This window comes from Moorena producens PAL-8-15-08-1 (genome assembly GCF_001767235.1).
In the GTDB taxonomy this organism is placed as follows: Bacteria; Cyanobacteriota; Cyanobacteriia; order Cyanobacteriales; family Coleofasciculaceae; genus Moorena; species Moorena producens_A.
Map to the genome: position 1 here is coordinate 789,232 of NZ_CP017599.1, position 26,623 is coordinate 815,854.

The following is a 26,623-nucleotide window of genomic DNA, read 5'->3' on the forward strand; positions in this document are numbered from 1 at the left end:
AATAGATCGCTATCCAGCAGGGATAGGAGGTTTAATATGGTCTCAGCACCTACTGAAGAACCAGCAATCATTCGGACAGAGCGGGGATTGACAATCGCAGGTACACGCATCACTCTTTACGACGTGATGGATTACCTGAAGGCTCAGTATCCACAACAGTTGATCTGTGAAAAACTCGGTCTTAATCATGATCAGATTCGTTCAGCGCTAGCCTACATTGAAACTCATCATGTTGAGTTTGAAGCGGAATACCAAGAATGTCTCCAAACAGCAAAGGAAATTCGGCAATATTGGGAAGAGCGAAATCGAGAACGATTTACCAAGATCGCAGCAATGCCTCCGAAGCCAGGTCAGGAAGCCCTCCGTGCAAAACTCCAAGCATGGAAAGCGCGAATTGAAGCCCAGGCATAGCCATGAACTTTCTGATTGACTACAATTTAACTGGCGATGCTGTTCTATTTTGGGGAACACTCTCGGCTGAAGGATGGCTGGAACTGTTACCTATTCGCTTCTTTACATTTCAGGACGCTGACTTGCCAATGGATAGTAGCGATCGCGCCGTTTGGCACTTTGCTCAGAGCAACCAAATGATCCTGATTACCGCTAACCGAAATATGAAGGGAGAAGACTCTCTAGAGCAAACAATTCGTGAGGACAATACACCAACTTCGTTGCCAATTCTGACAATTGGTAACCCAGATCGACTTGACGAGAGTAGTTATCGGCAAAAATGCGCTACCCGATTGATTGAAATTGTGCTTGATCTGGAAAACTACCTGGGAGTCGGTCGAATTTTTATTCCGTAAATTCTTCAGCTTCCCTTATAAGTGCTGTTTTACTTAACCGGAAAGAAGCGATTGATTAGTACAATAAAATTTGGTAATAATGGAGAAGTTAACTCATCCTGATCAAATAAGGTAGCAACTAGAGTTAATTTTCCCTTGTCTCGGCGATATACTTCTACTTGCTTGCGAAAACGATCGACAATCCAATATTCTTTTACCCCTTGAACTGAATATAATTTTACTTTCACTTCGCGGTCGCGTTTTTCATTTTCTTTACCAAAAGAAATTACTTCCACCACTAATTCAGGTGCTGCGGTCAGATGTCCGGCTTCATCTTCTATTTGAGCTAATCTTTCTTGGCTTACCCACACTACATCAGGAATCACATTATCGGCATCTGAGAAGATAATTCCGGGAGTAATAATGGTTTCTCCATTACCTGTTGATTCTGACCAATTATTCAAATAACTAAAAATTCTGCCACAAATTTGTTGATGTCGTCGGTGAGGCGTTCGAGTCACAAATAATTCTCCATCAATTATTTCGTAGATTGTCCCTTCAGAGTGAGGCAATAGTTCTAAATCATCGATTATCCAACTGACTCGATCAATCGTTTCAGTCATACCAATTCTCCTGAGTTAATCTATCTTAATTTTATCAATTTTGGCAGATACGCTAATCTCATGTCGGGATAATTACCCTGCTGAGCATCGCGAAACGGTTCCAAAGGAACATCGCGCTCATTGTTTGAATCCCCCAAGCCCTGTCTTGATGCAGCGCTGCTCCGAAGCTCCCTACTCCCTACTCCCAGATCCGCTGTTCCCTGTTCACTGTTCCCTAAAACCCCGGACAAAAGTATCCACCTTTTTCATAACGGCCATAATTCAGTTTCCTTAGCAACACCTAATCAACTTCTCAGTTAACGGTCACTTCCTCCTCAGTTAATACCTGCATTCTAGTAATTAAGCGATGCAGCGCCTTCATGCGGGGGTTTCCACGGGGCTGGAGAGCGATGCAGCGCGGTCTTGGGGGTTCCCCCCATGAGCGACTGCATCAAGACAGGTGCGGACGCAGGTTCCGCACACAGACCCAAAACCATGAGCGACTGCATCAAGACAAGATAACCAGTTAAGCAATTGGACTAATCAACTCTAGGAGGAACAAAGATGAAACGTCTCGTACTTGGCAGCTTAGGCACGTTGTTGATTGCCACCGCTACCACTCCCGTCTTAGCATCGGAAATCGCTGCAAACTCCACCGCCAGCGGTAATAATATTGTCGAAGTTCAACCTTTTAACCTCGTCTATCTCGCTTATCAAGGCTACTTTGCTGACCAAGGTATTCCCAGTAATGCTGCTTTAATCAGCGCTATAAAAAGCAATAAAGTTACCGCAAAAGACCTCGTAGAAAGTGCTATTGCAAGAGGAAGATTATCCCCGGAAACTATCAATGATTATAGCTATCTGGGTCATGTTAAAACTCAACTCTTCAACCTGAGTAATACTTAATACTTAGACTTAGATCTGGCACCAGTCCATTCATATCCTACCTTAGCCCCTATTATACCCCAATTCTGGAAAAATTTAACATCATTAACTCCCATAATTGGGGGCAGGGGGGCGCTGATCAGCCGATAACTCTAAGTGTTCAAGATTTCAGTCATACCTAACTCTCCATTTGGCCTAAACAAATGAATGTGCGGTGGAAGAAATTACTGGTAAAACTAACCCTGTGGCTCATAGTTGAGGTTGGCCTTAACGTAATGGGACTCGATGACATTGCAGACTATGGCGAGTTTGTCTTTGAGCGAAATTCTACGGTCTTGATTAGTTAAGGGCAATATCAACTTAAAACAGGGGGAATAAGGGTTTCTGGCTTTGGATGCACTGGGGCTGGGAGCTCCCTTCTTGCTTGTTTTTGACATCGAAATTGTGGGGTTCATAGCTCGAACTGTTCTGGATCTATGCCCTTTGCTTTTAACTGCGACCGCAAGGCTTGCAAGGAAGCTTCTGCCTGTTCTGCTCGTTGTGATGCCTGTTGTTTTTCCAGCCTTTCAAGCTCTAAAGCTTCTAAATGCTGCTCTGCTCCATCTGTGAGCATGAATGAGGGCATGTTCAGGACTGGATGTTGTTACGTGCTTTCTGCTTAATATCTGCAAAAGTGCTGGGGGAGAATTCACCCCGTTCAGCCGCTTCTATTCTCGGCTTGAGAAAGGCAGACAGTTGAGCCAGGGCTTCTTCGGAGCTTAGTTCTGGGTTGATGGGCACATCAGGCAGAGAGCGTTCAAGGACATATTCCTTAATAGTTTTGCCGCTCAGGGCTGCGTTCGCGAAGCGGTTCTAAAGGAACATCGCTTTGAGCTTCTGATGCTGTTCTGGGGTGATCTCAATAGAAAGCCTAGGCATGGGAAATCCCTATGTTGTTGAACAACTGTACAATAACAACTTTTGTTGCTTTTCCGCGTCCCCGCGTTTCCCCTCTCCCCATTGATGTTTAAGAAAACATCACCTTACGTGACATACTCCTACACTGACTCTTCGAGTTCAGTGTAGGCTTCTTGCCAACTCCACCCAACGGTTCGGATACTCGGCAAGCTTTATTAACGACACGGGATGCCCCTCCGCGCCGGAACAATACAAAAATTCGATTTTTTCCCTAGTAAATAGCTGACAAACCAGCATTTTCGGCTTTGTTTATCAGTACATATATTATAGCAATTCCATACATACCCTGTGCAAAATTCATCCCACACCTAATGCGTAGCATAGGTGTGGGATGAATTTTGCCGGACAGCTAACTAAATCCCTTCCATATCACTCATAAGACGCGATGGTATATGCATTTTATGGGCATACAGGACTTCCACCAGGATGGTTGCGTTATCTTCTAAGCGGAACAGCACCGCATGGGGAAAACCTTGCAAGCGCCATTTTCTGAATTGATAGACTTGCAGATCCTCGTATCCTTCACCGGCATCGTAGAGAGCGCAAGCATAGGGATTGTTTTTGATGAAATCCAAGGCTTGCTCTACGGCGGCGATGAATCGTTCGGCCACATCTACTCCAGCACGATTTTTGTAATTCTGTGCATAGTCCCGCCACTGTCGCATAAACAGGGCACTTTTTTGCATGGAGAATGTCATCGTGCTATTTAACTGAGGCTATGGCGAATGGTGTCGGCATCATCCTCTGTCAGAGGGGTATAACTGTTCTCCTGGAGAGACTGCCGCAATAAGCTGTTTATGGCGTATCGTTCAGCCGCAGCAGTTTTTTCCATATGTTTGCGAATGAGATCCCGAACAAATTCACTGGGGGTTTCGTATAGCCCGTTTTCTCCTGTCATCTCGGCGACAAATTGCGCTAGCGGTTCCGGCAATGTAGCGTTGATGCGTTTGGGGGGCTGATTGTTCACAGACGGCATAGCAAGCTCCTTGACAGCAAGTGTTTATCAAAACTGTAACATTACATCAGCTAAAGGGCAATATTTCGCATATATTGCCCTTTAGCTGTCACCAGTCACACAGTCACTGCCTACTCCCTACTCCGAACGCGCCCCGCGTGGCCTACGGCCTCAGCTCTCTACTCCCTAAAACAATGAAGTTCCTAGGCTTCCATCAAACTAATCCCGGTAAGAGTAGCTTTCTTAAAGTTCGTTCCTTGAATATCAGCGTAACTAAAATCTGCTCCTGAAAGGTCTTTCCCCTGAAACGATTGACCTCTAAGATTTACCCCTTGGAAATCCCGTTTCCCTGCTGCATATCGTCTCAGAACTTCTTTAGCTTTCATCAGCGATAATCATATATAGGAAAGGCAACAGTGAAAAGGAAGTCGGTAAGTTTAATTCTAATATAATTACTATGATAAACCCTTGTTGTCAATCAATTGGTAATAATTCTTAATAAACCCCTATTGATTGTGTTTATTAACTTACAGACTGTTCCAGACAAATATCCAGGGATAGGTTGTCGTAGCTGAAACCGACTTCTACCATTGCGATCGCATTAAGTTCTAGATAGGGTGCATCTCATTTTTGCTGTTTCACCTGATGGTGCGTTACGGTGCGGGCTATTTCAACAAGGGGCGAAGAGGGGGAAAATCATGACTCGCCCGCCCCTAACGCACCCTACACCTTAAACCAAATAACCTTAAACCAAATAACCTTCAACCTTCAACCTTCAACCTTCAACCTTATAAACCTTCAACCTTCTAAACCTTATAAACCTTCAACCTAAACACTTCACCCAAGCCTCTCTTACCTCAGGTGAACCATACCAAAGCCCCTTCCTTCTTGGAGAATGCAGCACCTGATCAAGAGTAATATTAGTGGCTCCAGCCAAATGAGCAGCAGCAATGGGAGTAATCCCATCTCCCCAGCAATTCCCTTCTCCACAAGTGAGCTTGTAACTGTTGTAAGCCAACCAGCTGCCTAAACGTCGCTTACCATAAATAGCCTTACCAGCGACACAAATATAATGGACATCTTGGTGAAACGCCCCTGGATAGTTATCATTCACAAAATCAAGATTGCGTTTAGTCCAACGTTCCTGACTGAGATGGGGTGTACCCAGAGTCACTAAAGTAGAGATATAGGAATGAGCATTCCATAACCCTACCGAGTCATCAGTAACATCTCCATGAATCGTGTAAGGCTTTTCTCCTAGATATATCCTGGCAATCCAGCCACCAGCAGAGTGACCGATTAAATTAATCTGTGACGTGTTATGCTTCTCCAACTGTTGTTTAACAGCTTGGTCGATTTTTCGCAAAATTGGCACCACAGAGCGACCACCGAGGGTAGGAAACCAATCCTGTTGGCGTATTGGTACAGTAGTTGCGGCAATCCCTAGCTGTTGTAGTGATTGTTCTAAATCACGGTATTCACTAGCGCTAGCAAAATAGCCCGGTAAAATAACAGTTGGTAATGGCATCGGTGGTAATTTTAAATTTTATAGATAATTTTAAACTTTTGTGAAACTAGGTACACTTTATGGTATAAGTGTTGGTCCTGGGGATCCTGACCTGATCACCCTCAAAGCACTACGTATATTGAAACAGGCACCAGTAGTAGCCTTTCCTACTGGAGTCCGTGGAAAACCAGGAATGGCTCAACAGATTGTCGCTCAATGGTTGGAGAATCATCAGGTGCAGTTACCCTTGACATTTCCATATGTGCAGGATACCGCTATCTTGACCCAAGCATGGCAAGTTGCTGCTGAGCAAGTCTGGAATTATCTAGGATTAGGGCAAGACGTAGCATTTGTGTGCGAAGGAGATGTGAGTTTTTACAGCACATTTACCTATTTGGCACAGATGCTACAACAGTTGCATCCTCAAAGCCTGATTCAAACTGTACCAGGGGTATCTTCCCCCATGGCTACAGCATCGGTGTTGGGATTACCCTTGACCATTCGTGATCAGCGCCTGGTGGTGCTACCAGCTCTCTATAATGTCGAAGAACTGGAAAAGGTTTTGACTTGGGCAGATGTAGTAGTCCTGCTCAAAGTCAGTTCGGTTTATAAGCAGGTGTGGCAAGTGCTGCATCGACATCAGTTGTTGGAAAATGCCTATGTGGTAGAACGAGCAACTCTACCGGAGCAGGTGATATATCGTAATTTATGCGATCGCCCTAATCTGGCATTACCCTATTTTTCTCTGCTAATTGTTAAGGTAAACCAATAGATAGCAAACCAATAGATAGCAATGTTTCAGCCATCGATGTAGTTGTTATAGCTAGCCCCAGCACGATCGCTCAATAGATTTGCCAAGACTGAATTGAATAAGCATCTCCTCAGCCGAGAGCTTATTAGCAACTATGGAAATAAGTGAAAAATAACTGCCATGTCCGATGCTTCTTTAATTAAAAACATCCCAGAAATGCTAAGTCACCCCCTAGTGATTTCTGTTACCGCCTCTCTGGGGGTTCATATGCTAATCGTACCGATCTTAGGTGATTTGTTGAAGAATCAAAAGCCTAAGGGAGACTCAATGGTGCAAGTGTTGGAGTTAAGCCCTCAACAACTGAGCCGTGTGCCCAAGTCGGCTGCACCACCACTGACCCTGCCAGCTCTACCTAATGCCAAGACTCCAAGCAATCCCTCCATCCCTTCGTTATTTAGTGCTTTCCCACCCCCTCCACCACCGCTACCTTCAATACCTCCTCTCAAGCCCCTGAAAAAAATTCCCACACCCCCACCTCTGAGATCCTTACCGATAAAACCCTTACCCACAATTGGTAAGTATCCTTTACCACTGCTAAACCGCCAAAGACCGGTTATCACCAGAGGGTCTTTCCCGATCCAGCTACCACCAAAACCCAGGACACCACTACCAGCCCCACCACCGCGACCTCAGTTCAAATTCGATACAGAGTCTTTGAATCCAGGTTCCTTCCAGACCGGTTCCTTGCCAGTATTTGGGAATTCTAGCAACCAGATTCCTGACCCATTAGAGGTTCCTAACCAACAGCCACCGGTATCGGTTACTCCACCTCCTCCACCACCACAATTTTCCATCACCCCTCCTCCTTCTGAGCCTACTAAACCAGTACCTTCTAGTGCTGTTGCGATCGCACGACAACGTCAGAACAATTTAGTAGCTCAAGTGCGGATGCGGCGGAAGCAACTGAGAAAAGATGTAACCAATACCAGTGATGAGGAAGCTAGGAAAAACCTGGTGGAATGGATGGCTTTGGTAAAGGATACCTTACCCAAAAAGGAAGTCATACCAGAAGCAATAACAGTTAGTGCTACTTATCCGAAAGACGCTTGTATTAAGAAACTAGAAGGCACAACAGTCTTCGGAATTTTAGTAGGTGCTAATGGTGAAGTGACTAATGCACAGCTGATTCAGAGTGCAGGGTACGGCATTTTAAATCAGCAGGCACTGGAAGATATTCAGTTCCGCAAGTTTAACAACAAAACTGGCACAACAAAACCATACCAGGTCAAAGTAGCCTTTGACTATGATCAAGGCAACTGTCCTAGTCTATCGGTTTTCCAAGAAACTGCTAACCAGCCAGTTCCAGCAAAGCCAAATGTTAGTGGGGAAAACGCTGCTGCCAACAACCCAGTAATAGTAGTGCCTAAGCCAGAAACCCCTAGCAATAACTCTGCTAATAATAACTCTACCGATAACAATAGGACAGTATCAGTTCCAGTAAAACCGAATAGTGCTAGGGAAAATTCCAACACTAGACCCAGAACAATATCAGTACCAGTGCGGGAAAATACCTCTAGCCAAGACTCGACTCCTAAACCCAGGAGGGTGAGAGTACCAGTGCGGGAAAATACCTCTAGCCAAGACTCGACTCCTAAACCCAGGAGGGTGAGAGTACCAGTGCGGGACAATACCTCTACTCAGGAAAATACTCCTAAACCCAGGAGGGTATCAGTACCAGTGCGGGACAATACTCCTAGTCAGGAAAATACTCCTAGACCTAGAGCAGTGCCTGTACAGCAAAATACTCCTAGTCAGGAAAATACTCCTAAACCGAGGAGGGTGTTAGTACCAGTGCGGGAAAATACTACTCAGGAAAATACTACTCAGGAAAATACTACCAATACGACAGCTGTGCCAGTGAAGCCAGCTCAAGCTACTAATGAAAACTCAGGGAAAGAATCCGTTCCAGCAGCAGCCACTGAAAACCAAAACTCACAAGAGGATAAAGCATGCAAGTTCAAATCTAGATCAGCTCGCAGGCGCAACAGAATAGACTCCTTTACAACACCATCTTCAAGGTCTTGTAAATAAGAGTTTTCTGTTAGTGAAAGCCTGGGTTGTTGGTCAATGGAGCATTAACATTATTTTAGAATTAAGAATTGAGAATTGAGAATTGAGAATTGAGAATTAAGAATTAAGAATTAAGAATTAAGAATTAAGAATTTGTAATTCTACATTCACCATTCTGCATCCTGCATTCTGCATTCTGCATTCTTCATTCTGCATTCTGACAGACAACCTTGGCCTTTTGACCACGCGATCGCTGAAAGCGGGACTCTCGGCAGAGCCGACGCTACGCGAACGTCCATCGCGTTCAACCCGATTAGCGACTGGCAGGGAAACTGCCACCGATGAAGTGGACATCACTGAAGGTTTCAATCCATAGACGAGCGCCACAAGGCAGTGGGTTATCCGGCTGATAGGTAATTCGACAAGGACCGAGGATTTCCACCTGGTTGCCATATAAATTGTTGCCACTTCGTTTTACTGAAATCACTGGCTTGCGCTCTTGAGGGCTTTTGTGGAGATTCGAGCCAATGTGATTACGGTTGACATTAATCTTGGCTAGAGCCGGAGGACGACTGGTACGCCATTTGCCTTTTGGTCCTCTAGTGCCTTTAATGATTTGGGGCATATTGTTGAACAGAGGAATAATCCAGAATTTCCCACTTTTATAAGCACCCCGGACGCGACCCTTCTCTAGAAGTTGTCGCAATCGTCTCGAAGAGATTCCTAGGAGAGATGCCGCTTCGGTAGTACAAACGCACTTGTTCATAAGTTCTTATCCTAAACTATTCCGATAGTTGTATTATAAAGGAAAAGCAAGGATGAAGCAACCCCCGATTAAGGAAAAGGCTATGGAAAATTGTTGTCAATGGAGCTTAGGTGTTCTATCTGTCGGACTTGAGAGAAGTTTGATATAGCGTTCGCGTAGCGTGGCCTACGGCCAATCGCGCAGCGTCGGCAAAGCCTAAAGCGTGGCCTTTTGGCCAAGGTCAATCGCATACCCTGTGCCTTCCAAACACCGATTCTGCTGACTCAGTCATCCGGAAACTGCCAGCACGAGATACGTTCTACATCATTACTACTACACTTGCGACAAGTTTTATCAACGGAAGAATCTACCCATTCATAGCCACAAGTCCGGCAGTGACCAAAAATGTTGTTGTGGTTAGCGATTTCGATTTTTCTGCGCCACTCGTTAATTTGAGACGTTTCTGGCTTGGGGGTAGGTTCTGACATAAATTTACGATGATTTAGAATCCGATACCAGTAAATCATCTAAGGTAAGGGATCAGCGAATGCGCTACGCGCACGCTACTTGAGGTGCTATCAGCCATTAGCTTATGCGCTATGGGCACGCTACTTTACGAACAGCTTTTGAATACAATCAGCTGACCACTAACGGCTGACCACTGACGGCTGACCGCTGACCGCTGACGGCACCTCAAGCAGCGTGCGCGTAGCGCATATGCTTACAGGCTAATGGACTGGTTCTATGCATGGGATTCAGGTACCAATTTGGAGTAATTGCTTATTTTATGCTCTGTGATTTGATTTAGGGTATGCTGTTGCTGATCAGCTTTTTTTACCCTTTGAGAGTATTTAGTTTATCGAACTATAAAAGGGTCTAGCTCCTAACCCAGTGAAGTATTTTGCTGCACCGGAAAGGGGTTATTTATATGATAATTGTTCTCATCTTAATGAAATAACACCCCTAATGTATCCCTGTTGCCTGTTCCCTAAAATCCAACACTTGTGTACCTAACCTATTTGAGTAATGGTATAGCGTTTGTATTTGAGATGTAAACCTAGGAGATATTTTTTTATTGTACAATAAAACATTGGATTTATTGCCCCTCTTGGCTTTTGCCTCTTGTATGCAAGCCTTTTGCGGCAACAACAAGTGTGTTTAGAACCTAGATCCAAACGCTATCTAGTCATTAGTCATCATAACTATGAATGAATCTTAGTCATTTTACTAGTAACCGACTGACCTAATTACCCACTCACCACTCAGGCTTTTGTATTGCTATTGATTTAAGTGATTTTAGCGTGATACTATTTGATTTATGTAGATTAATTTTTCTCTTCAAAAATAATATTAAGCGCACTAAATAAATTGTATAACTATTTGCTTTTTTTGTATTATTTTTTAAGTAAAAATTATGGGATTTTAACCAAATTTCAGTCTTAAGGCTGATCTATGATAATTTGGGTTGACAATGTAAAAAATCAGTAAATATACTGTTAAGCGGAAAAAACATTTACTGCATATTGTCATCATCAGGGAACAATTAGGCTGTCAAACGACTTCAGAATTGTGATTTCAGGATGGTTAATTACCTGATCAGTTACGATTTATGACGTCTATCGTCATAAGTTATAGTTTCTTGATAGTTCTGAAATCGCACAGAAAAACGAGTTTGGTGATTCCTGGATAAATCAGGCTCTTGAATTCCGTGCTTTCAGCAATTCTGAATAATTTTAAGAAAAGCGCGATGCACAGGTGCGACCCGTGGCGAATTTAATTCACCTAGGTCAAGCGCACCTAAGCGGTTTTCGGGGAGGCAGCGCCTTGATGCTGGGGTTTCCCCCACTCGTTATTGCCGTGGAAATCCACGGGGCTTAGAAGGTGCATTCACGTAGTGTCTCTATCATGAGAATCGCGGCGTCCCGCACACAGACCCAAAACCATAACGGACTGCATCAAGAGAGGATAGCATCTTAAAAAGATTCAACGGTGCAGAGAAATCCTAAACGTTTGGCAAATAAACTAAAAATCATGCAGTTCTGGTGCAGACTTTATCCTAAATCAGCTGCTGTAATGCCTTTTTGACCCACAGTTACTAGACTTGGGCTATCTATTAGGGTTGGAATTAGATAGTCAAAAGCCGATAGTGATTTCCGTTGACTAGTTATCAGTATTGGGTGCTAATTAATTGAAAATTGCTAATTACTTTAAAATTAACAATTTTCAATTCAATCAAGCTAATCAAGCCTAGTATAAGTGATCAAATTAACGTGATAGGAAAGATCAGCTAAGCAAGCTATAGAAGTCAGGTTGCTATATTGATCAAGTTCAAAAATAAACTCTACCGTCATCGACACATTATGGAATCTTTGTCTCAACAAAATCAGCCACTTTTTATTTTTGGGATGGAACGTTCTGGAACAACGCTCTTGCGGTTAATGCTGACCGCTCATCCTAATTTTTGTATTCCTCCTGAAAGTCTGTTTTTTGTTAATCTAGAACCAAAATACGGTTCATCCCAAGACTTAAGCAATCAAATCGATAACCTCTTGACAGATCTCTACGGTGATCCAAGGTTTCGGGAGTGGAACATTGACCGACAGCAGCTGCGAGAAAATTTGACAGCTCAGAAACCACTGAATTATTCAACAGCAGTCGCCACAGTTTATCAAACCTATCTACAGCAGTTTGATGGTCTTGCCGATTGTTGGGGAGATAAAAATCCTTGGAACATCTATCATCTTGATACCATTCTCAAGTATTTCCCTAATGCCAGATTAATTCTAATTATCCGAGATCTCAGAGCCATCTATGCTTCCCTAAAACGAAATGAGAAAAAATTTGCCAAGACTTGGAAGGGAGCCTGTATCGCCAATGTGGTAGCGACAACCCAACAATGGCAAAATTTAGTCCAGGTCATTCAACACTATCAAAATGACCAGCGCTTCCATATCCTCTTCTACGAAGACTTAGTGACCAATCCAGAAGAAGAACTCCAGGGAATTTGTGATTGGCTCGGGGTATCCTTTAGCCAATCAATGCTGGAGTTTAACCAAAAAAATGCTCAAAAAAACTTGGTACCGACCCGTGAGCTAGGATGGCACGCCAAGACCTTTCAGCCGGTTAGTAGCGATCGCATTGAGGCTTGGAAACACGAACTTAGTGATTCAGAACTAGCAGTCTTGGAGATTCTGAATTATAAAACCATGCTCCATCTAGGCTATGACTGTATTCCTAAAAGGTGGCAATTTCACACACTACTAAAGTTCTACGCAGATTATTCTCAGTACATCTATTGGAGACTGTCTAAAGCTAATCTTCAACGAGTTATAGGGAAAATCCGTGAAGCTTTAGTAACTCTCAAGACACTCAAATTATCCATGAGCAGAAATCTCTCCCAAAACTCGATCCAATAAGTAAAAGGAATGCAGTCGGTTCTGAGGGGGTTTCCCCCACTAGCGCTTTGCATCAAGACAAAGCCTGACTTTCAAGTCAGGCTAACTCACTCAAGCTAAAATCTTAGGTGCGCTCTTACCATTAAGAATTAAATTCGCCACGGGTCGCACCTCTTGTTCGCGCCCTATCCAAAAGGAAGGGGCGCTTCGGGTCTATGGCTCTGAGCACTTCAATTTTTAGCACTCATCAATGAAACCTGATCCCCTTGAGACAGCTGAGTACTAATCACGGCCTGTTGCAGTATCGGGGTCTTAACAACAGAATCATTGGCCAAAGAAAACAGCGGATTCGACAAAATCCCTGCCAGAGAGGTCGCAATTAACGACATCACTAAACCCACCTGTAACGGACGCATACCGGGTAAACTCCAGCGAATTTCGGGATAATTCTTCACCACATCCGACATCTCTTGAGGTTCCTTGACAACCATCATCTTGACCACACGGATGTAGTAGTAAATCGAAACCACACTAGTCAGCAAACCCACTAACACTAAAGTATACAATCCTGCTTGCCAACCAGCCCAGAATAAATAGATTTTACCAAAGAATCCAGCAAAGGGTGGAATCCCACCTAAAGACAGCAAACAAACACTTAAAACCAAAGTCAGCAGTGGGTCCTTGTGATAAAGACCAGCATACTCACTAATTTGGTCAGTACCAGTGCGTAGGGTAAACAGAATGACACAAGCGAAAGCCCCTAAGTTCATAAACAAGTACACCAGCATGTAGAAAATCATGCTAGCGTAACCGGCTTGGGTCCCAGCAATGAAACCAATCATCACAAACCCAGCCTGAGCAATAGAGGAATAGGCTAGCATCCGTTTCATGCTCGATTGAGTTAGGGCAACCACGTTACCCAAAATCATACTTAGGATAGTCAAAGCAGTGAATACAAAATGCCACTGATCGCTTAACAATGGGAAAGCAGTGATCAGTAGACGAATCGCTAGGGCAAAGCCAGCGGCTTTAGAACCAACTGAGAGAAACGCTACCACTGGGGTGGGAGAACCCTCGTAAACATCGGGAGTCCATTGGTGGAAAGGAACTGCTGAGATTTTAAAAGCAATACCAGCGATCGCAAACACCAAGGCAATCAGAAGACCTAGGGATTGACCGGATTCTAGGTCAGCAACTCCAAGAGCGATCGCACTCAACTGGGTTTGTCCCCCAGATAAGCCATATAATAGGGAGACACCATACAAAAATACGGCTGAACTGGCTGCTCCAATCAGCAAATATTTCAACGCGGCCTCATTTGAACGGGGGTCACGTTTCATGTAACCCGTCATCAGGTAGGACGAAATACTGAGGGTTTCGAGGGATATAAAAATTGTGACCAGCTCCGTCGCCCCGGACAGGAACATCCCTCCTAAAGTAGCCGTGAGCAAAATGCCAATAAATTCTGCCAAGGATGTACCCGACTGCTGCACATAACGAATTGACATCAAAATCGTTGACACAGTCGATAGGGCAATGATGCCACGAAATGCCACACTCAGGGTGTCACCATTAAATTCCCCAAAGAAGGCGATGGGATTTGCAGCATCCCATTGGAAGTACAGGGCAACTATGGCAGCAAGTAGACCCCCAATGGCTACATAGGAAATAGTTTGAGCAGACTTTTTCCCAGCAATCAGGTCAATGATTAACACTAGCAAGAGGGTAATCACTACAATCCCCTCTGGCAAAATTACCCCAGCATTCAACTGGGCGGCAAGATTGGCAAAATCCATAGGCTTTAATGATATGATCTATGGTTATTTGAGTATCCAGATTAACTTTCTTATCATATCGGTGATTGTAGCTACTTGGGCAAAAGGCTTGTATGGCTTGGAGATTGGACAAAGGAGAATTCAGTATTTATGCCGTTTCACTGCCCTCTGTGCCACGGTAAGGTGAGACTAGCTGTGTCCTACACCGGAGCAATGTTACCTTTGAAGGCAACGAACGAATTGTTTACAAATCTTTAAGCAGACGTGAGAGGAATTGGGAGAGGGGTGTACTGAGGGTGTTAACGGTGCTCTATTGGTTAGCCATCACTACATGAGCTATTCGTGGTTTACCTCTAGGTAAACATTATTTCTAGCACAATCCGAAAAAGTGGGGAGTACTGCTGAAGCGCATATTAAGTAGCCCTTAAATCCCCGTACCGATGGTCGAGTTGGCTCACTCCCTTTCCGACACAGTTGCTCCTTGTTCGTGTTAGGCTGCGACACAAGTGGCGTACTGTAGAAATTAATAGGCAAGCTTATACTGCCATCAGGGGGTTGTACTTAATGCTGGAAAACTATGCTGGAAAACTATGCTGGCAAACAATACCCACACTCAGTAGGGAGCAAGTATACTCGCTTACTCCCTCGACCTTTGAGAAATAGTATTTAAATTAGACTATTCAACACCGCCGCTATTGTTGAAACTCCGATGACAACCCTTGTAATTGTCGAATCTCCTACTAAAGCTCGCACCATTCGGAACTACTTACCTTCTAGTTACCAGGTCGAAGCCTCCATGGGTCACGTCCGTGATTTACCTCAATCAGCTAGTGAAATCCCCGAAAAATACAAGGGGGAAAAGTGGGCTAAGTTTGGGGTGAATGTGGACGCTGACTTTGAACCCCTTTACCTGGTGCCTAAAGACAAGAAACAGGTTGTCCAACAGCTCAAAGCAGCTCTGAAAGATTCTGATGAACTGATTTTGGCTACGGATGAAGACCGAGAAGGGGAGAGTATTAGTTGGCATTTGTTACAAATCTTAAAGCCGACAGTGCCAACTAAGCGGATGGTATTTCATGAAATCACTAAGGATGCTATTCAAAATGCCCTACAAAACTGCCGTGAGATCGATGATCAGGTGGTAAGAGCTCAGGAAACAAGGCGGATTCTTGACCGACTCGTGGGCTACACCCTCTCACCGCTGCTGTGGAAAAAAGTGGCTTGGGGCTTATCAGCTGGTCGGGTACAGTCTGTAGCAGTGCGGCTGTTGGTAACTCGAGAACGGCAACGCCGTGCCTTCCGCAAGGGCACCTATTGGGATTTGAAAGGGATTCTAGAAGCAGGAAGTTCCTTTGACGCTAAGCTAGTAACCCTGGATAAGGTTAAAATTGCTACCGGTAGTGATTTTGATGCCAATACAGGTGACATTATCCAAGGTAGGCAGGTCAAATTGTTGAGTGAACTGGAGGCGAAAGCACTCAAAGACCGCCTGATCGATAAAGTCTGGACGGTTACTAATTTACAAGAACGACCTGTTACTCGCAAACCCTCACCCCCCTTTACTACCTCGACCCTCCAACAGGAAGCAAACCGGAAACTGGGACTATCGGCTCGTGATACGATGCGGACTGCCCAGAGTCTGTATGAAAAGGGTTTCATTACCTATATGCGTACAGACTCAGTACATTTGTCTGAACAAGCGATCACAGCAGCCCGTAGCTGCGTTGAACAAAAATACGGGGTGGAGTACCTTAGCCCCAAGCCGAGAAAGTATACCACTAAGAGCAAAGGAGCTCAAGAAGCTCACGAAGCTATTCGTCCAGCAGGGAGTACATTCAAAACGTCTCAAGAAACGGGATTAAGCGATCGCGAATTTAAAGTCTATGACCTGATTTGGAAGCGTACCGTTGCTTGTCAAATGGCGGATGCTCGACAAACTCAAATTGTGGTGGATTTGCAAGTGGAAAATGCCGGATTTCGGTCTACCGGTAAGCGCATTGACTTCCCAGGTTATCTCAGGGCTTATGTGGAAGGGTCTGATGACCCCAACGCTGCTCTAGAAAACCAGGAAGTGATTCTGCCAGCTTTGAAAGTGGGGGATCATCCTAACTGTAGAGAACTAGAAGCTATCGGTCACGAAACCCAACCCCCAGCCCGTTACACGGAAGCTACCTTGGTCAAAACCTTGGAACAAGAGGGGATTGGTCGTCCCAGTACCTACGCTAGTATTATTGGTACTATCATTGACCGAGGCTATGCTCAGAAACTGAAAAATGCCCTTGCTCCCACCTTTACCGCGTTTGCAGTTACTAATTTGCTCGAACAAAACTTCCCCGACTTGGTGGACACGAGCTTCACGGCCAAAATGGAGCGCACCTTAGATGAGATTGCCAATGGGGCAGCGCACTGGCTTCCTTACCTGCAGAACTTTTATTTGGGAGAAAAGGGTCTCGACAACCAAGTCAAGGAACGGATTAATGAGATTGACCCGATTGTTGCCCGTACTGTTGAACTCGAAGACCTCGATGCTAGAGTCCGGATCGGGAAATTTGGTCCCTATGTCGAAGTGGAAAATGGCAATGGTGTATTTACTGCTTCGATTCCCCAAGACCTCACCCCAGCTGAATTAAACATTGAGCAGGTTCAGGTACTGATTCAGCAGAAAATGGAGGGGCCAGACAAATTGGGACTACACCCGGAAACTGGTGAACCAATTTATATCCTTAATGGCAATTATGGTCCCTATCTACAGCTAGGTGACGTAACAGAGGATAAGAAGAAAAAACCCAAACGTGTCTCTTTGCCTAAGGGGGTAAATAAGGAAGATGTACACCTAGAAATGGCAGTGGGTCTCCTAGCACTCCCCCGCCTTCTCGGTCCTCATCCGGAAACAGGCAAACCCGTCAAAACCGCAATCGGACGCTTTGGTCCTTATGTTGTCCATGACCAAGGGAAAGAGGGCAAAGATTACCGCTCCCTTAAAGGTGAGGATAACGTATTGACAATTACCCTAGACCGTGCATTAGAGCTGCTGGCACAACCTAAGAGGACAAGGGGCGGTTCTCGCAGCAAGACTAAAACACCCTTACGGGAACTAGGGGTTCATCCTAAAGATGGCGAACCAGTCAATATTTATCAGGGTCCGTATGGGGTATATGTGAACCATGGCAAAGTTAATGCCTCTCTGCCAGAGGGAAAATCCATGGAGGAGTTAACCTTAGAAACTGCCTTGGAACTCATAGCAGCTAAGGCGTCATCGGGTAAATCTGGTCGCAAGTCCAGTAAATCAACTACTTCCACCAAAAAGAAAACCTCTGGGAAATCCACCAAGAAGACTACTAAGAAAACAAAAGATGATGACCAAGAGGGTTAGTCAGAGAGTGAATAAGTAATTGTACTTGCTGACCAACTGATTCAAATCAGGATATATAATAAGTTGTGACAACACACTTGTCAAGTGGAAACTAGGAAGTTTGAATTGAAGCAAAAACTCTTATCCTTTATTCATGTTCCTTCATCCTTCCTGCTGACCACTGCCTCTTTACTCATTTCTGTGACATTCCCCCTTTCGCCTGTTCTTGGTCTTGACGAAACTAGTCTTGACGAAACTAGTGTTGACCAAACTAGTGTTGACCAAACTAGTGTTGACCAAACTAGTGTTGACCAAACTAGTGTTGACCAAACTAGTCTTGACCAAACTAGTCTTGACCAAACTAGTGTTGACCAAACTAGTGTTGACCAAACTAGTCTTGATCAAACTAGTCTTGACCAAGTCACTCCACCCCAGCAGCTCTATGTTAAAGGTCGCCAACAGTTAAGTACAGGTCAATTACAAAAGGCTTTACAGAGCTTCCAGCAGTACCTAGAACTTAAACGAAACATTGGCGATCGCTATCAAGAAGGAGTAGCGCTATATTTTATTGGGTGGGTTCATGATGAATTGGGTCAATATCAGTTAGCAAGATCGTTCTTTGAGCAATCCTTAGCAATTGATCGAGAATTAGGCGATCGCACCGGGGAAGGGAGTACTCTTAATAATCTGGGGTTAACGTATTCCAACCTAGGGGACGATCAAAAGTCCCTAGAATTCTATCAACAAGCCTTAGCCATCTACCGAGAAGTGAGCAATCGTGGCTACGAAGGCAGGACTCTCCATAATTTGGGGAATATATACTATAAGCTGGGTCAGGAGCACCAGTCCCTGGATTCCTACCAGCAAGCTCTCGATATCTATCGAGAAATACTGGATAATCCCGAAAAAAATTCTCTAGTGTCACAGGCAGACGAAGGAACAGTGCTCAATAGCCTAGGGTTAGTTCACCACCGTCTAGGCAACTACGAACAGGAACAGTTGTCCTATCAGCAAGCCTTGACTATTGCCAAGGAAGTAAGCGATCGCATTTCAGAGGGAATGCTTCTGAATAATTTAGGTATCGCTTACCATCGCCTGGGAAAGTACGAAAAAGCATTCTTAACCCACCAACAAGCCCTAGTGATTCATCGGGAAGTGGGTTCATTAGCTGGGGAAGCATTTACCTTTAGGACTATTGGTGCTGTACTGGCGGCACAAAACCAGCCAGAACTCGCCATTATTTTTCATAAGCAAGCAGTCAATGTATATCAGTCCCTGGGGCAAGATATCACTAAATTGTCTCAGCAGAAACTGTCTGAGGAGCAAAAGCAGTCCTATAAACTCAACTTGGATAATGCCTATCTAAGTTTATCTGAGTTGCTGCAGCAACAAAAACGGGTGCAGTCGGCGGAACTGGTGCTAAATTTATTCCCAGTGCCAGAGCAAAAAGAGGATTTGTCTAATCAAGACAAGACTCAAACTAGGGTTCACGACAAAATACCATACTTACCTGAAGAGGAGCAAATCAAAGCAGGCTATGAGGCGATTTTGCAGCAGCAGCTTTCCCTAAGGGAACAACTCAATCAACTGATTACTATTCCGATAGCAGAAAGAACTCCTGTTCAGCAAGACCGTATTCTTGAGTTTCGGCAAAAGCAGCAGCAGCTGACCCAGGAATTTCTGCAATTCCTCAACAGTTCTGAGGTTAAGAACCTAGTGACACAGTTGAGGGAAGGGTGAAAATGGTAATTGCTAATTGCTAATTGCCAAAAGTTTTGAACAGGGAACAGGGAACAGGGAACAGGGAACAGGGAACAGGTAGTTTTGGATTCATTTTGTATCTTTAAATACATTTTTTTATGGTCTTGATGGATTCCCTCATCTGACTCCCCATCTCCCCATCTCCCCATCTCCCCATCTCCCCATCTCCCCATCTCCCGATCTCCCGATCTCCCGATCTCCCGATCTCCCGATCTCCCGATCTCCCCAAACCTCCCGACTCCCGACTCCCGACTCCCGACTGCCGACTGCCTAAAACCCAGATCGATCTAAGATTCTCTGCCAGCCATATTTTAATGGCAAGAGGAACCGGACCCGATCCCAGAGACTGCGTTGATCAAAGCTAACTGGTCCTGGTCCAAAGGTTGCTACCATCAATAATCCACCAATTAGTCCTAGATTTTTCAGAAATTGAATTTCTTGCATTTGATTAGAGAAATCGGTGTGAAAAATCAAGGTGGTGGGAATTAAAAATCCAATTAGCGCTAATGCTCCCCAACGAGCTTTATAGCCTAGTAATACCGATAATCCACCCGCCAACAGTATAATGATGGTGGGAATAATCAGTACACCGGGAACCCCTTTGGATTCCATCAATTGTTGAGTATAGGTTGGATTAAATAGTTTATCGATACCAGCTTTAAGAAAAACAGCACAAAGGCATATCCGCCCTAGGAGTGGAATGTATTTTTTCATAATTTCCAGGTTTTTTGCTCAGCGCTATAACCCCTTATTATAGGAAATGGTTGGGTATAACACCTCGACCCAACCTACTTGTTCGATTACCAGTTATATATCGCCGACTGGATAAAAATTAGTTGAAGGGAAATGGTTTTGTCTGAACTCTTGGATTACCATTATTGTTATCGAAGAAACAAATATGTTGAAAAGGAACCTGTGACCAACCAGTAACATCTTCAGTCAGTGGTTCGGAAGAAATAATAACAGAGCGTACATCTTCATCTGCTGCAGATTGCATCTTAAAACCATCATAATCTCCAAAATTTTTGCCCTTCAATGACCAAACAGGACTCTTGAGGAGGTACAATGCATCTTTTTCACTATCGTTTTTCAGCTCTTGTAATTCTTCATTTGTTAATTTTTGCCAGTCACCTGGTACATCTAGCTGTCGGTTATAGCCAATCCCGAGATTGGCAACTAATAAATCATTACTATCTGCCAGGAACAATTTTAGAACACTGATTCCTTCACAATTGTACTCAGTTTGAACATCAAGAATAATTTTAACTGTCTTGTTGATAGCATCTAGAATTTCATCAACAGACAAATCCTTGGTCGGATCATCGACCTGTGACATAATTAGAGCATAGATTACCTCAGTATCGGTACTTCCCTCTAGATTCTGGATAATTTCTGGTCTGCACTTATTTAATAAAGGGAAGCGAATCTCTTTAAACCCGTATATCCAGCCATTGTGTGCTAAAGCTAAACGGAATCCTGGAAAAATAAACGGGTGGCAATTATGCTCATGGACAACCGCTTCATAAGTGTAGTATGCTGCTCGGATGTGGGATAAAAGTAAATTAGTCTCATGACTCTCACACAAAGACTTTAAATTTCTGTCATAAAAAGGTGGTTTAGTTCCTTTATAGAGGAAAGGATAATTGGCGGTGAGAGTGTCTTTTTTCCAAGTAGCTAGTCCGAATCCTGCTAATTGTACCATATGATGGTAATCTGAATCGTAACTTTGATTAACCAAAGAATTATCAGGTTCGAGGATTAACTTGGAAATTGGTAAAGGTTCTCCAATATATCCCAGTACTCTGCACATAGATGCTATCCTTGATGTCATTATTTGTAGAGTTCAGGGAAAGTATATCTTATAGGTGACACTTGGTGGTGAGCAATGTTGTACTGATATCTCGCACCATTGTGATTCATCCTATGATGGACAGTGACTAGGTAAGCTATAAGCTATCAGCTATCAGCTATCAGCTATCAGCTATCAGCTATCAGCTATCAGCTATCAGCTATAAGCTATCAGCTATCAGCTATCAGCTATCAGCTATCAGCTATCAGCTATCAGCTATAAGCTATCAGCTATCAGCTATCAGCTATCAGCTATCAGCTATCAGCTATCAGCTATCAGCTATCAGCTATAAGCTATCAGCTATCAGCTATCAGCTATCAGCTATCAGTTTGTGAATGAAACAGGTAACCATTTTTTGATCTGAGTGAAGTCACAGGCTGGAAGCCTGTGCCACGAAGCTGACCGCTGTTCGCGCAGCGTGAGCTTTTAGCTGACCGCTGACCGCACCTCAAGTAGCACCATCTGTAGCGCATATACTTACCAACTATCTTCATTGTCGAAGCTGGGGAGATCGGGAGATGGGGTAGACTGGGGAGATGGGGTAGACTCGCTCACGGTAACATCCTCTACCTGGGAAGGTTCACTCTTTCTTTCTTTAGCCAGTTGCTCAACAGTATCACTAATCACAACCGTTAAGTTTTCGCGGGTTTGAGCATGGTTGGCTTGCTCAGTCTTTAAGGCATCGATTAAGCGATCGCGTTCTGCCATGACTGACTTAAGGGTTGCCCTTAGTTCCTCAACCGTTTGCAGTTGTTCCACATTCTCGTCAATACTCGATACCGTCTCCAGTTGATCGGATTTGAGTTGAAATCCGTCTTGTTGTAATTTTTGCAGTTGACCCTTGAGAGTTTCGATTTGCTCTTGAGCGAGTTGGCTTTCTATACGCCGTTGCTGAGCTTCAGTATTATATAACTGACGCCAATGAGCTGCACTTTTATCCGCAGCTTGGCACTCTTTAATGCTATCGGCCAGCTGCTGCTTCAGTTCTTTGATTTGGGCTAACCATTCGGTAAGCGACCCATTGCTGCTCATCAACAACTACTCCATCGGCTATAGCAGTGATCAAATAAAATATAATCAAATTTAATCACGGTTGAGGGGTGAGGGATGTAAGCATATGCGCTATGGGCATAAACTGTTCCCTTAATGTGGCCACAGGCTGATAGCTGATACGCGACACGCGCTATAGCCTACTGAGGGTTAACGGTCAACTGTCAATAAAATAGTAAAGTGTGTCGATTAAATTACTGAACACTAATAATGGGCAAACTACGGGTAAAATTGGCAAATTAATTTGTAGCAAGCCCCTGCTCACACCAGAACTTATGCTATCTAAGCGTTTTTTTCGTTTCTTCCGTTTCTTTGGTTACCTGAATCTGGTAACCCTAAGGAAGACTTTCAACCGTGCGATGGAACGTCGCTTAATGGGTCTATCTGCTGAAATGGCATATAACGCCATGTTAGCGCTGTTTCCAGCAATTTTAGCAATTCTGACAGCGATTGGCTTGTTTGAATATTCCTTACAACTAACCTGGTACCAGCACTCTCCCGAGCTGAGTCAAGCTGCCCAGGAGCAAGCTCTGAAAATGATGAGCGAAGTGGGTCCGGCTCAGGCGGTGCAGCCAATTCAGGAATTTACCGAGCAAATTCACCTCAGCACCAATAGCAGTCTATTTTCCCTGAGTTTTATCGTAGCCATTTGGGTATCTTCTGGGGCACTGAGTGCAGCGATGGATGCCCTTGATCACATCCACCACATCCCTCGAGAGCAACAACGACCCTTTTGGAAAGCTAAGTTGATTTCTCTGGGCTTAACCATGGGTAGTATCATACTGCTAGTGATTGCATCGTTTTTGGTATTTATCAGTCACTGGGTGCTAAAAACAGTCGTTGATACCAGTGGAGCTTCCATCTTGCTGACACTATGGAGTCTGTTGAGCTGGCCCGTAGCCTTGAGTATGGTGGCGGCATCCTTTGCCTTTATCTACCGCTACGGACCAAGCCGTTGGCAGATCGGAACACCGATATTGCCAGGAGCAGTTTTAGCAGCCATTTCCTGGGCAGTGGCTTCAGGATTGTTTCGGCACTACGTTGCTGCGAATTTCAGCAATTACAACAAAGTCTATGGTACAGTAACAGCCATAATTATCTTACAGCTTTGGCTTTACATGACTTCCCTGGTACTGTTATTGGGAGACCAGTTGAATGTGATAGTAGGAGAAGCAATGGAAGCATCCCATCGCAGACCTAGATCAAGAAGAAAATTAGCTAAGGCCAAAAAACCATGATATCAGCTGAAACACTTTTGAGAATTGAGAATGTAGAATGAAGAATTGAGAATTGAGAATGGAGAATTGAGAATTCACCATTCACCATTCTGCCTTCTAGATTTTGCCTTCTAGATTTTGCCTTCTACATTCTACATTCTTCATTCTACATTCTGACAAACAACCTTCAACCTATAGAAGCCCATGAGGAATGATCGCAAAACATCGACCTTAAGGCGTGTACGTCGGGTAAGCTACCTACTGGACAATGCTATTCCTATCCCAGGAACAGGTTATCGGATTGGTTTAGATCCCATCATCGGTCTGTTACCAGGGGGGGGCGACTTTGTGGCAACTATCATTTCATCATATATTGTGGTAGAAGCAGCACGACTGGGAGTGTCTCGATCTACTTTGGTGGAGATGGTGCTGAATATCCTTCTTGAGACAGTTAGTGGTTCTATACCGGTCTTAGGAGATCTGGTGGATGCGGCGTGGAAGGCAAATGTCAAAAATGTCGAGCTGTTAGAGAAAGAACTAAATGTATCATCATCAACACCACAAAAATCCGATTGGTTGTTTCTTATCTTACTGTTGGCAGGGTTGGCTGTAGTTTTGGTAGTTGCTGTGGGGATTAGTCTTGCGATCGTAGCCTGGGTGATTACGGCAATTACTAGCTGAGCAACAATGTCTGGGGTTGCTGAATGGGAGTGAGAAGACACAAACAATGGAAGAAAAACAATTAGCTCAATTTTCCCTAGCGGATGGAACTACATTTCTCGTAGAAGTGGAAAAACCAGAAAGCCGTGGCATTGAGCGAGTCAGCCTGGGAGGAAAACAAGTCATAAAGGCACGGCAGACCTTTGAAGAAGCCCTAGATCAAATCAAACCGGTTGCTTCTGCGGTGATCACCAAATTGCGGGACCTCAACCAACCCGCCGATGAAGTGGAGGTAAAATTTGGTTTGAAATTGACGGCGGATGCGGGAGCGGTGTTTGCCTCTGTGGGTGGCGAAGTCAGCTATGAAATTACCTTGAAATGGAGCAGTAATAAGAATCAGGGCAAGTAGAGGATAAATTAAATCAATGGATTTTAATGCCCATAAGACTTCAATTATTAGGCTCTTTTATCAAGAGCAAGTAGTTGGTATTGGCTTTATGGTATCTGAACACTATGCGTTAACCTGTGCTCATGTCGTGGCAGAGGCATTATTAATTGATAGCACCACACAGAGCTGCCCTGAGGGAGAAATAAACGTTGATTTTCCGTTACTTGATTCCACAGATAAATTTTCAGCGAGGGTGGTTTGCTGGCATCCTGTATCTGAATTAGATTCCGAGGAAGCGATAGAAGATATTGCGGTTTTGAAACTTGATCACCTTCCTGCTTCTGCTCACCAGACTCGCCTGATCTTATCAGAAAATATTGCAAATAATCGATTTAAAGTATTTGGCTGTCCTAGGAAAGTTCCGTTTGGGGTTTGGGCAACTGGGGTATTGTCAGAGCAAAATGCTAAACAATGGATTCAACTGGAAGATACTAAGGTAACTGGATACAGCATTGAACCAGGATTTAGTGGTTCTCCGGTTTGGGATGAAAAATTGCAGGGAGTAGTGGGGATGGTAGTTGCCGCAGACCGCAAGCGAGAAACGGCAAAAGTAGCGTTTATGATTCCAACACAAATTTTATTCAAGGCTTGGTCACACTTGGAGTCAATTGTTATCCGAACTAAGGAAGAAAAGCCAGTTAATCCACGCTTGTCACCTGCCAAGATAAAGCATCTTGAAGAACGAAAAAAATATTTAGAAGAACAAATTAGTGACCTAGGCATTCCAATGAAATTCCTTGAGCCTTCATCAATTGAATATCAGAATCTCAAAAGAAGAAGTGACGTATATTTTGATGAGCTTGAAGAAATTGAAAATCAATTGTCTGGTTTTTAGGGATTTGCTAGTTGACAATAAAAAATGAATCGCAGAGACTTTCTTGAACAAGAAAAAAAAGATTTAGAAGAAAAAATTAGTGATATACCCAGTCAAATGAGATTCCTTGACCCTGCGTCAAGTGAATATCAGAATCTCAAAAGAAGAAGTGATATATATTTTTCTCAACTTGAAGAAATTGAAACTCAACTTAGTTCATATCAACACTCATCATTAACCAAGAATCAAAGAGGAAATCGCTTTGACAAAAAGCTACCAAAGATTGATTTTAGCAAACCGAGAAATCTAATTAATAAAATTATCGAAAAATTTGCTAGTACTCGTAAGGGAGGCTCGGCTTTTTTTTTAATTGAAAATATCAAGGAAACTAAAGGAGAATTATTGGTTTATGACATTCGAGACGATCTAAGCAAAGACAGTGATGACTGGAGACATTACCCGATTAATGTGATAGCCAATAATATTGTAGATGAACAAAGTTTATTAAGTGCGATCGCAAACTTTATACCTAACTATGATTCGGAGACTCAAACAGTTGATAATCCTCAACAAGAGGCTATCAATATTATTGATAAAATCACGAATGGATTGCAAGTTGGAAGTCTTGTTTTTTTTGAATTGAATGATTGGGATGCTCTTGGGGAAAATCAAGATTCATTATTATCCTGGTTTATGGAGTATTTTTGGATTCCTCTAACTAAAAAACAGTCTCAACTATCTCAGAAGTATGCAAATATTAGAATTATCCTTTTTCTGACCACTAGTTATTCTTGTTTGTCAGAGGAATGTCAATACTTACCTCATTTCTGTCCAACCTTAAAATTCAATAAGCAAAAAATTTTTAAATTGTCTTTACCAATAACATGGACCCATAAAGATATTCGTGAATGGATTGAAGATACTTATAAATATTCTATTCAAAAAAGCTTGCTTGAGTCAAAATACATCTTTGATTATTCTAAAGGAAATCCAGAAAAAACCTGTTACATGTTGAAACAAAAATTTAATAAACTTTAGTTATAGC

Annotated in this window: 30 protein-coding genes and 2 pseudogenes; 16 read left to right on the forward strand and 16 right to left on the reverse strand. The window is 43.6% G+C overall.

What is annotated here, in order from left to right; translation table 11 throughout:
- Nucleotides 1-36: 36 nt before the first annotated feature.
- Together BJP34_RS03085 and BJP34_RS03090 are read left to right on the forward strand one after the other, a co-directional pair.
- A complete protein-coding gene (locus BJP34_RS03085; protein ID WP_070391073.1) occupies nucleotides 37-411 on the forward strand; it encodes a DUF433 domain-containing protein in 375 nt (124 codons plus the stop codon).
- Nucleotides 412-413: 2 nt separating this feature from the next.
- Nucleotides 414-806: a DUF5615 family PIN-like protein gene (locus BJP34_RS03090; protein WP_070391074.1), complete on the forward strand. Its 393-nt coding sequence runs from the start codon at nucleotides 414-416 to the stop codon at nucleotides 804-806.
- Between the two features lie 29 nt (nucleotides 807-835).
- On the opposite strand, the gene BJP34_RS03095 is transcribed toward BJP34_RS03090, so the two are convergent.
- Nucleotides 836-1,408 (reverse strand): Uma2 family endonuclease, encoded by a 573-nt coding sequence (locus BJP34_RS03095; RefSeq protein ID WP_070391075.1) that lies wholly within the window; start codon nucleotides 1,406-1,408, stop codon nucleotides 836-838.
- Nucleotides 1,409-1,556: 148 nt separating this feature from the next.
- Here BJP34_RS03095 and BJP34_RS48285 point away from each other — a divergent pair, with 148 nt between their 5' ends.
- From BJP34_RS48285 to BJP34_RS45385, 3 genes are all read left to right on the forward strand, one after another.
- Nucleotides 1,557-1,682 (forward strand): hypothetical protein, encoded by a 126-nt coding sequence (locus BJP34_RS48285; protein ID WP_267876464.1) that lies wholly within the window; start codon nucleotides 1,557-1,559, stop codon nucleotides 1,680-1,682.
- A gap of 269 nt (nucleotides 1,683-1,951) precedes the next feature.
- Nucleotides 1,952-2,293, forward strand: coding sequence for a hypothetical protein (locus BJP34_RS03100; protein WP_070391076.1), 342 nt, complete (start codon nucleotides 1,952-1,954; stop codon nucleotides 2,291-2,293).
- A 182-nt stretch (nucleotides 2,294-2,475) separates the two neighbouring features.
- Entirely contained in the window at nucleotides 2,476-2,619 is a 144-nt protein-coding gene (locus tag BJP34_RS45385) for a hypothetical protein (RefSeq protein WP_168166492.1), read from the forward strand.
- 104 nt (nucleotides 2,620-2,723) lie between these two features.
- Here the strand turns inward: BJP34_RS45385 and BJP34_RS38545 are convergent, their stop codons facing one another.
- The 6 genes and pseudogenes from BJP34_RS38545 to BJP34_RS03125 form a co-directional block, all read right to left on the reverse strand.
- Nucleotides 2,724-2,897 carry a hypothetical protein gene (locus tag BJP34_RS38545; protein WP_229424222.1) on the reverse strand — a complete coding sequence of 58 codons (174 nt, stop codon included), beginning with the start codon at nucleotides 2,895-2,897 and terminating at the stop codon, nucleotides 2,724-2,726.
- A 2-nt stretch (nucleotides 2,898-2,899) separates the two neighbouring features.
- Nucleotides 2,900-3,190: pseudogene (locus BJP34_RS35945) on the reverse strand (hypothetical protein).
- 392 nt (nucleotides 3,191-3,582) lie between these two features.
- A complete protein-coding gene (locus BJP34_RS03110; protein WP_070391078.1) occupies nucleotides 3,583-3,927 on the reverse strand; it encodes a type II toxin-antitoxin system RelE/ParE family toxin in 345 nt (114 codons plus the stop codon).
- 8 nt (nucleotides 3,928-3,935) lie between these two features.
- Nucleotides 3,936-4,205, reverse strand: a complete 270-nt coding sequence (locus tag BJP34_RS03115) for a ribbon-helix-helix domain-containing protein (protein WP_070391079.1) — start codon at nucleotides 4,203-4,205, stop codon at nucleotides 3,936-3,938.
- A gap of 182 nt (nucleotides 4,206-4,387) precedes the next feature.
- Complete coding sequence (locus tag BJP34_RS03120) at nucleotides 4,388-4,570, reverse strand: pentapeptide repeat-containing protein (RefSeq protein WP_070391080.1); 183 nt, start codon at nucleotides 4,568-4,570, stop codon at nucleotides 4,388-4,390.
- A 437-nt stretch (nucleotides 4,571-5,007) separates the two neighbouring features.
- On the reverse strand, nucleotides 5,008-5,712 hold the full coding sequence (locus BJP34_RS03125; protein ID WP_070391081.1) for an esterase/lipase family protein: 705 nt from the start codon (nucleotides 5,710-5,712) through the stop codon (nucleotides 5,008-5,010).
- A gap of 40 nt (nucleotides 5,713-5,752) precedes the next feature.
- Between BJP34_RS03125 and BJP34_RS03130 the strand changes: the two genes are divergently transcribed.
- Nucleotides 5,753-6,463 carry a precorrin-2 C(20)-methyltransferase gene (locus BJP34_RS03130; RefSeq protein ID WP_070391082.1) on the forward strand — a complete coding sequence of 237 codons (711 nt, stop codon included), beginning with the start codon at nucleotides 5,753-5,755 and terminating at the stop codon, nucleotides 6,461-6,463.
- A gap of 159 nt (nucleotides 6,464-6,622) precedes the next feature.
- Nucleotides 6,623-8,533, forward strand: coding sequence for an energy transducer TonB (locus tag BJP34_RS03135; RefSeq protein ID WP_070391083.1), 1,911 nt, complete (start codon nucleotides 6,623-6,625; stop codon nucleotides 8,531-8,533).
- Between the two features lie 117 nt (nucleotides 8,534-8,650).
- Here BJP34_RS03135 and BJP34_RS38550 read toward each other — a convergent pair whose 3' ends face one another.
- From BJP34_RS38550 to BJP34_RS03145, 3 genes are all read right to left on the reverse strand, one after another.
- Nucleotides 8,651-8,866 (reverse strand): hypothetical protein, encoded by a 216-nt coding sequence (locus BJP34_RS38550; RefSeq protein ID WP_149030761.1) that lies wholly within the window; start codon nucleotides 8,864-8,866, stop codon nucleotides 8,651-8,653.
- Nucleotides 8,826-9,278, reverse strand: coding sequence for a helix-turn-helix domain-containing protein (locus BJP34_RS03140; protein WP_070391084.1), 453 nt, complete (start codon nucleotides 9,276-9,278; stop codon nucleotides 8,826-8,828). Before BJP34_RS03140 ends, BJP34_RS38550 begins: the two co-directional genes overlap by 41 nt.
- A gap of 263 nt (nucleotides 9,279-9,541) precedes the next feature.
- Nucleotides 9,542-9,745, reverse strand: a complete 204-nt coding sequence (locus tag BJP34_RS03145) for a hypothetical protein (RefSeq protein ID WP_070396460.1) — start codon at nucleotides 9,743-9,745, stop codon at nucleotides 9,542-9,544.
- A 1,830-nt stretch (nucleotides 9,746-11,575) separates the two neighbouring features.
- Here BJP34_RS03145 and BJP34_RS03150 point away from each other — a divergent pair.
- Nucleotides 11,576-12,673 (forward strand): sulfotransferase family protein, encoded by a 1,098-nt coding sequence (locus BJP34_RS03150; protein WP_070391085.1) that lies wholly within the window; start codon nucleotides 11,576-11,578, stop codon nucleotides 12,671-12,673.
- Between the two features lie 209 nt (nucleotides 12,674-12,882).
- Here BJP34_RS03150 and BJP34_RS03155 read toward each other — a convergent pair whose 3' ends face one another.
- Nucleotides 12,883-14,448: an NAD(P)H-quinone oxidoreductase subunit N gene (locus BJP34_RS03155; protein WP_070391086.1), complete on the reverse strand. Its 1,566-nt coding sequence runs from the start codon at nucleotides 14,446-14,448 to the stop codon at nucleotides 12,883-12,885.
- A 688-nt stretch (nucleotides 14,449-15,136) separates the two neighbouring features.
- Here BJP34_RS03155 and topA point away from each other — a divergent pair.
- Nucleotides 15,137-17,800 (forward strand): type I DNA topoisomerase, encoded by a 2,664-nt coding sequence (gene topA, locus BJP34_RS03160; protein ID WP_070391087.1) that lies wholly within the window; start codon nucleotides 15,137-15,139, stop codon nucleotides 17,798-17,800.
- Nucleotides 17,801-17,968: 168 nt separating this feature from the next.
- Here topA and BJP34_RS50280 read toward each other — a convergent pair whose 3' ends face one another.
- Nucleotides 17,969-18,238, reverse strand: coding sequence for a pentapeptide repeat-containing protein (locus BJP34_RS50280; protein ID WP_418904153.1), 270 nt, complete (start codon nucleotides 18,236-18,238; stop codon nucleotides 17,969-17,971).
- A 21-nt stretch (nucleotides 18,239-18,259) separates the two neighbouring features.
- Here BJP34_RS50280 and BJP34_RS50285 point away from each other — a divergent pair.
- Both BJP34_RS50285 and BJP34_RS03165 read left to right on the forward strand, forming a co-directional pair.
- Nucleotides 18,260-18,427 (forward strand): annotated as a pseudogene (locus tag BJP34_RS50285) (tetratricopeptide repeat protein); the annotation flags it as partial.
- Nucleotides 18,416-19,519: a tetratricopeptide repeat protein gene (locus BJP34_RS03165; protein WP_418904155.1), complete on the forward strand. Its 1,104-nt coding sequence runs from the start codon at nucleotides 18,416-18,418 to the stop codon at nucleotides 19,517-19,519. The pseudogene BJP34_RS50285 and the gene BJP34_RS03165, both read left to right, overlap by 12 nt.
- 103 nt (nucleotides 19,520-19,622) lie before the next feature.
- Here the strand turns inward: BJP34_RS03165 and BJP34_RS42210 are convergent, their stop codons facing one another.
- From BJP34_RS42210 to BJP34_RS03180, 4 genes are all read right to left on the reverse strand, one after another.
- On the reverse strand, nucleotides 19,623-19,769 hold the full coding sequence (locus BJP34_RS42210) for a hypothetical protein (RefSeq protein WP_158516970.1): 147 nt from the start codon (nucleotides 19,767-19,769) through the stop codon (nucleotides 19,623-19,625).
- A gap of 41 nt (nucleotides 19,770-19,810) precedes the next feature.
- Nucleotides 19,811-20,254 (reverse strand): DoxX family protein, encoded by a 444-nt coding sequence (locus tag BJP34_RS03170; RefSeq protein ID WP_070391089.1) that lies wholly within the window; start codon nucleotides 20,252-20,254, stop codon nucleotides 19,811-19,813.
- A gap of 118 nt (nucleotides 20,255-20,372) precedes the next feature.
- Nucleotides 20,373-21,350, reverse strand: coding sequence for a class II glutamine amidotransferase (locus BJP34_RS03175; RefSeq protein ID WP_070391090.1), 978 nt, complete (start codon nucleotides 21,348-21,350; stop codon nucleotides 20,373-20,375).
- Nucleotides 21,351-21,866: 516 nt separating this feature from the next.
- On the reverse strand, nucleotides 21,867-22,421 hold the full coding sequence (locus tag BJP34_RS03180) for a hypothetical protein (protein ID WP_070391091.1): 555 nt from the start codon (nucleotides 22,419-22,421) through the stop codon (nucleotides 21,867-21,869).
- Between the two features lie 200 nt (nucleotides 22,422-22,621).
- Here BJP34_RS03180 and BJP34_RS03185 point away from each other — a divergent pair, with 200 nt between their 5' ends.
- From BJP34_RS03185 to BJP34_RS03205, 5 genes are all read left to right on the forward strand, one after another.
- A complete protein-coding gene (locus BJP34_RS03185; RefSeq protein WP_083304974.1) occupies nucleotides 22,622-23,677 on the forward strand; it encodes a YihY/virulence factor BrkB family protein in 1,056 nt (351 codons plus the stop codon).
- A 183-nt stretch (nucleotides 23,678-23,860) separates the two neighbouring features.
- On the forward strand, nucleotides 23,861-24,337 hold the full coding sequence (locus tag BJP34_RS03190) for a DUF4112 domain-containing protein (protein WP_070391092.1): 477 nt from the start codon (nucleotides 23,861-23,863) through the stop codon (nucleotides 24,335-24,337).
- A gap of 46 nt (nucleotides 24,338-24,383) precedes the next feature.
- A complete protein-coding gene (locus tag BJP34_RS03195) occupies nucleotides 24,384-24,725 on the forward strand; it encodes a CU044_2847 family protein (RefSeq protein WP_070391093.1) in 342 nt (113 codons plus the stop codon).
- A 16-nt stretch (nucleotides 24,726-24,741) separates the two neighbouring features.
- Entirely contained in the window at nucleotides 24,742-25,599 is an 858-nt protein-coding gene (locus tag BJP34_RS03200) for a trypsin-like peptidase domain-containing protein (protein ID WP_193431309.1), read from the forward strand.
- Nucleotides 25,600-25,623: 24 nt separating this feature from the next.
- Nucleotides 25,624-26,616, forward strand: a complete 993-nt coding sequence (locus BJP34_RS03205) for a hypothetical protein (RefSeq protein ID WP_070391095.1) — start codon at nucleotides 25,624-25,626, stop codon at nucleotides 26,614-26,616.
- The last annotated feature ends 7 nt before the right edge of the window (nucleotides 26,617-26,623 follow it).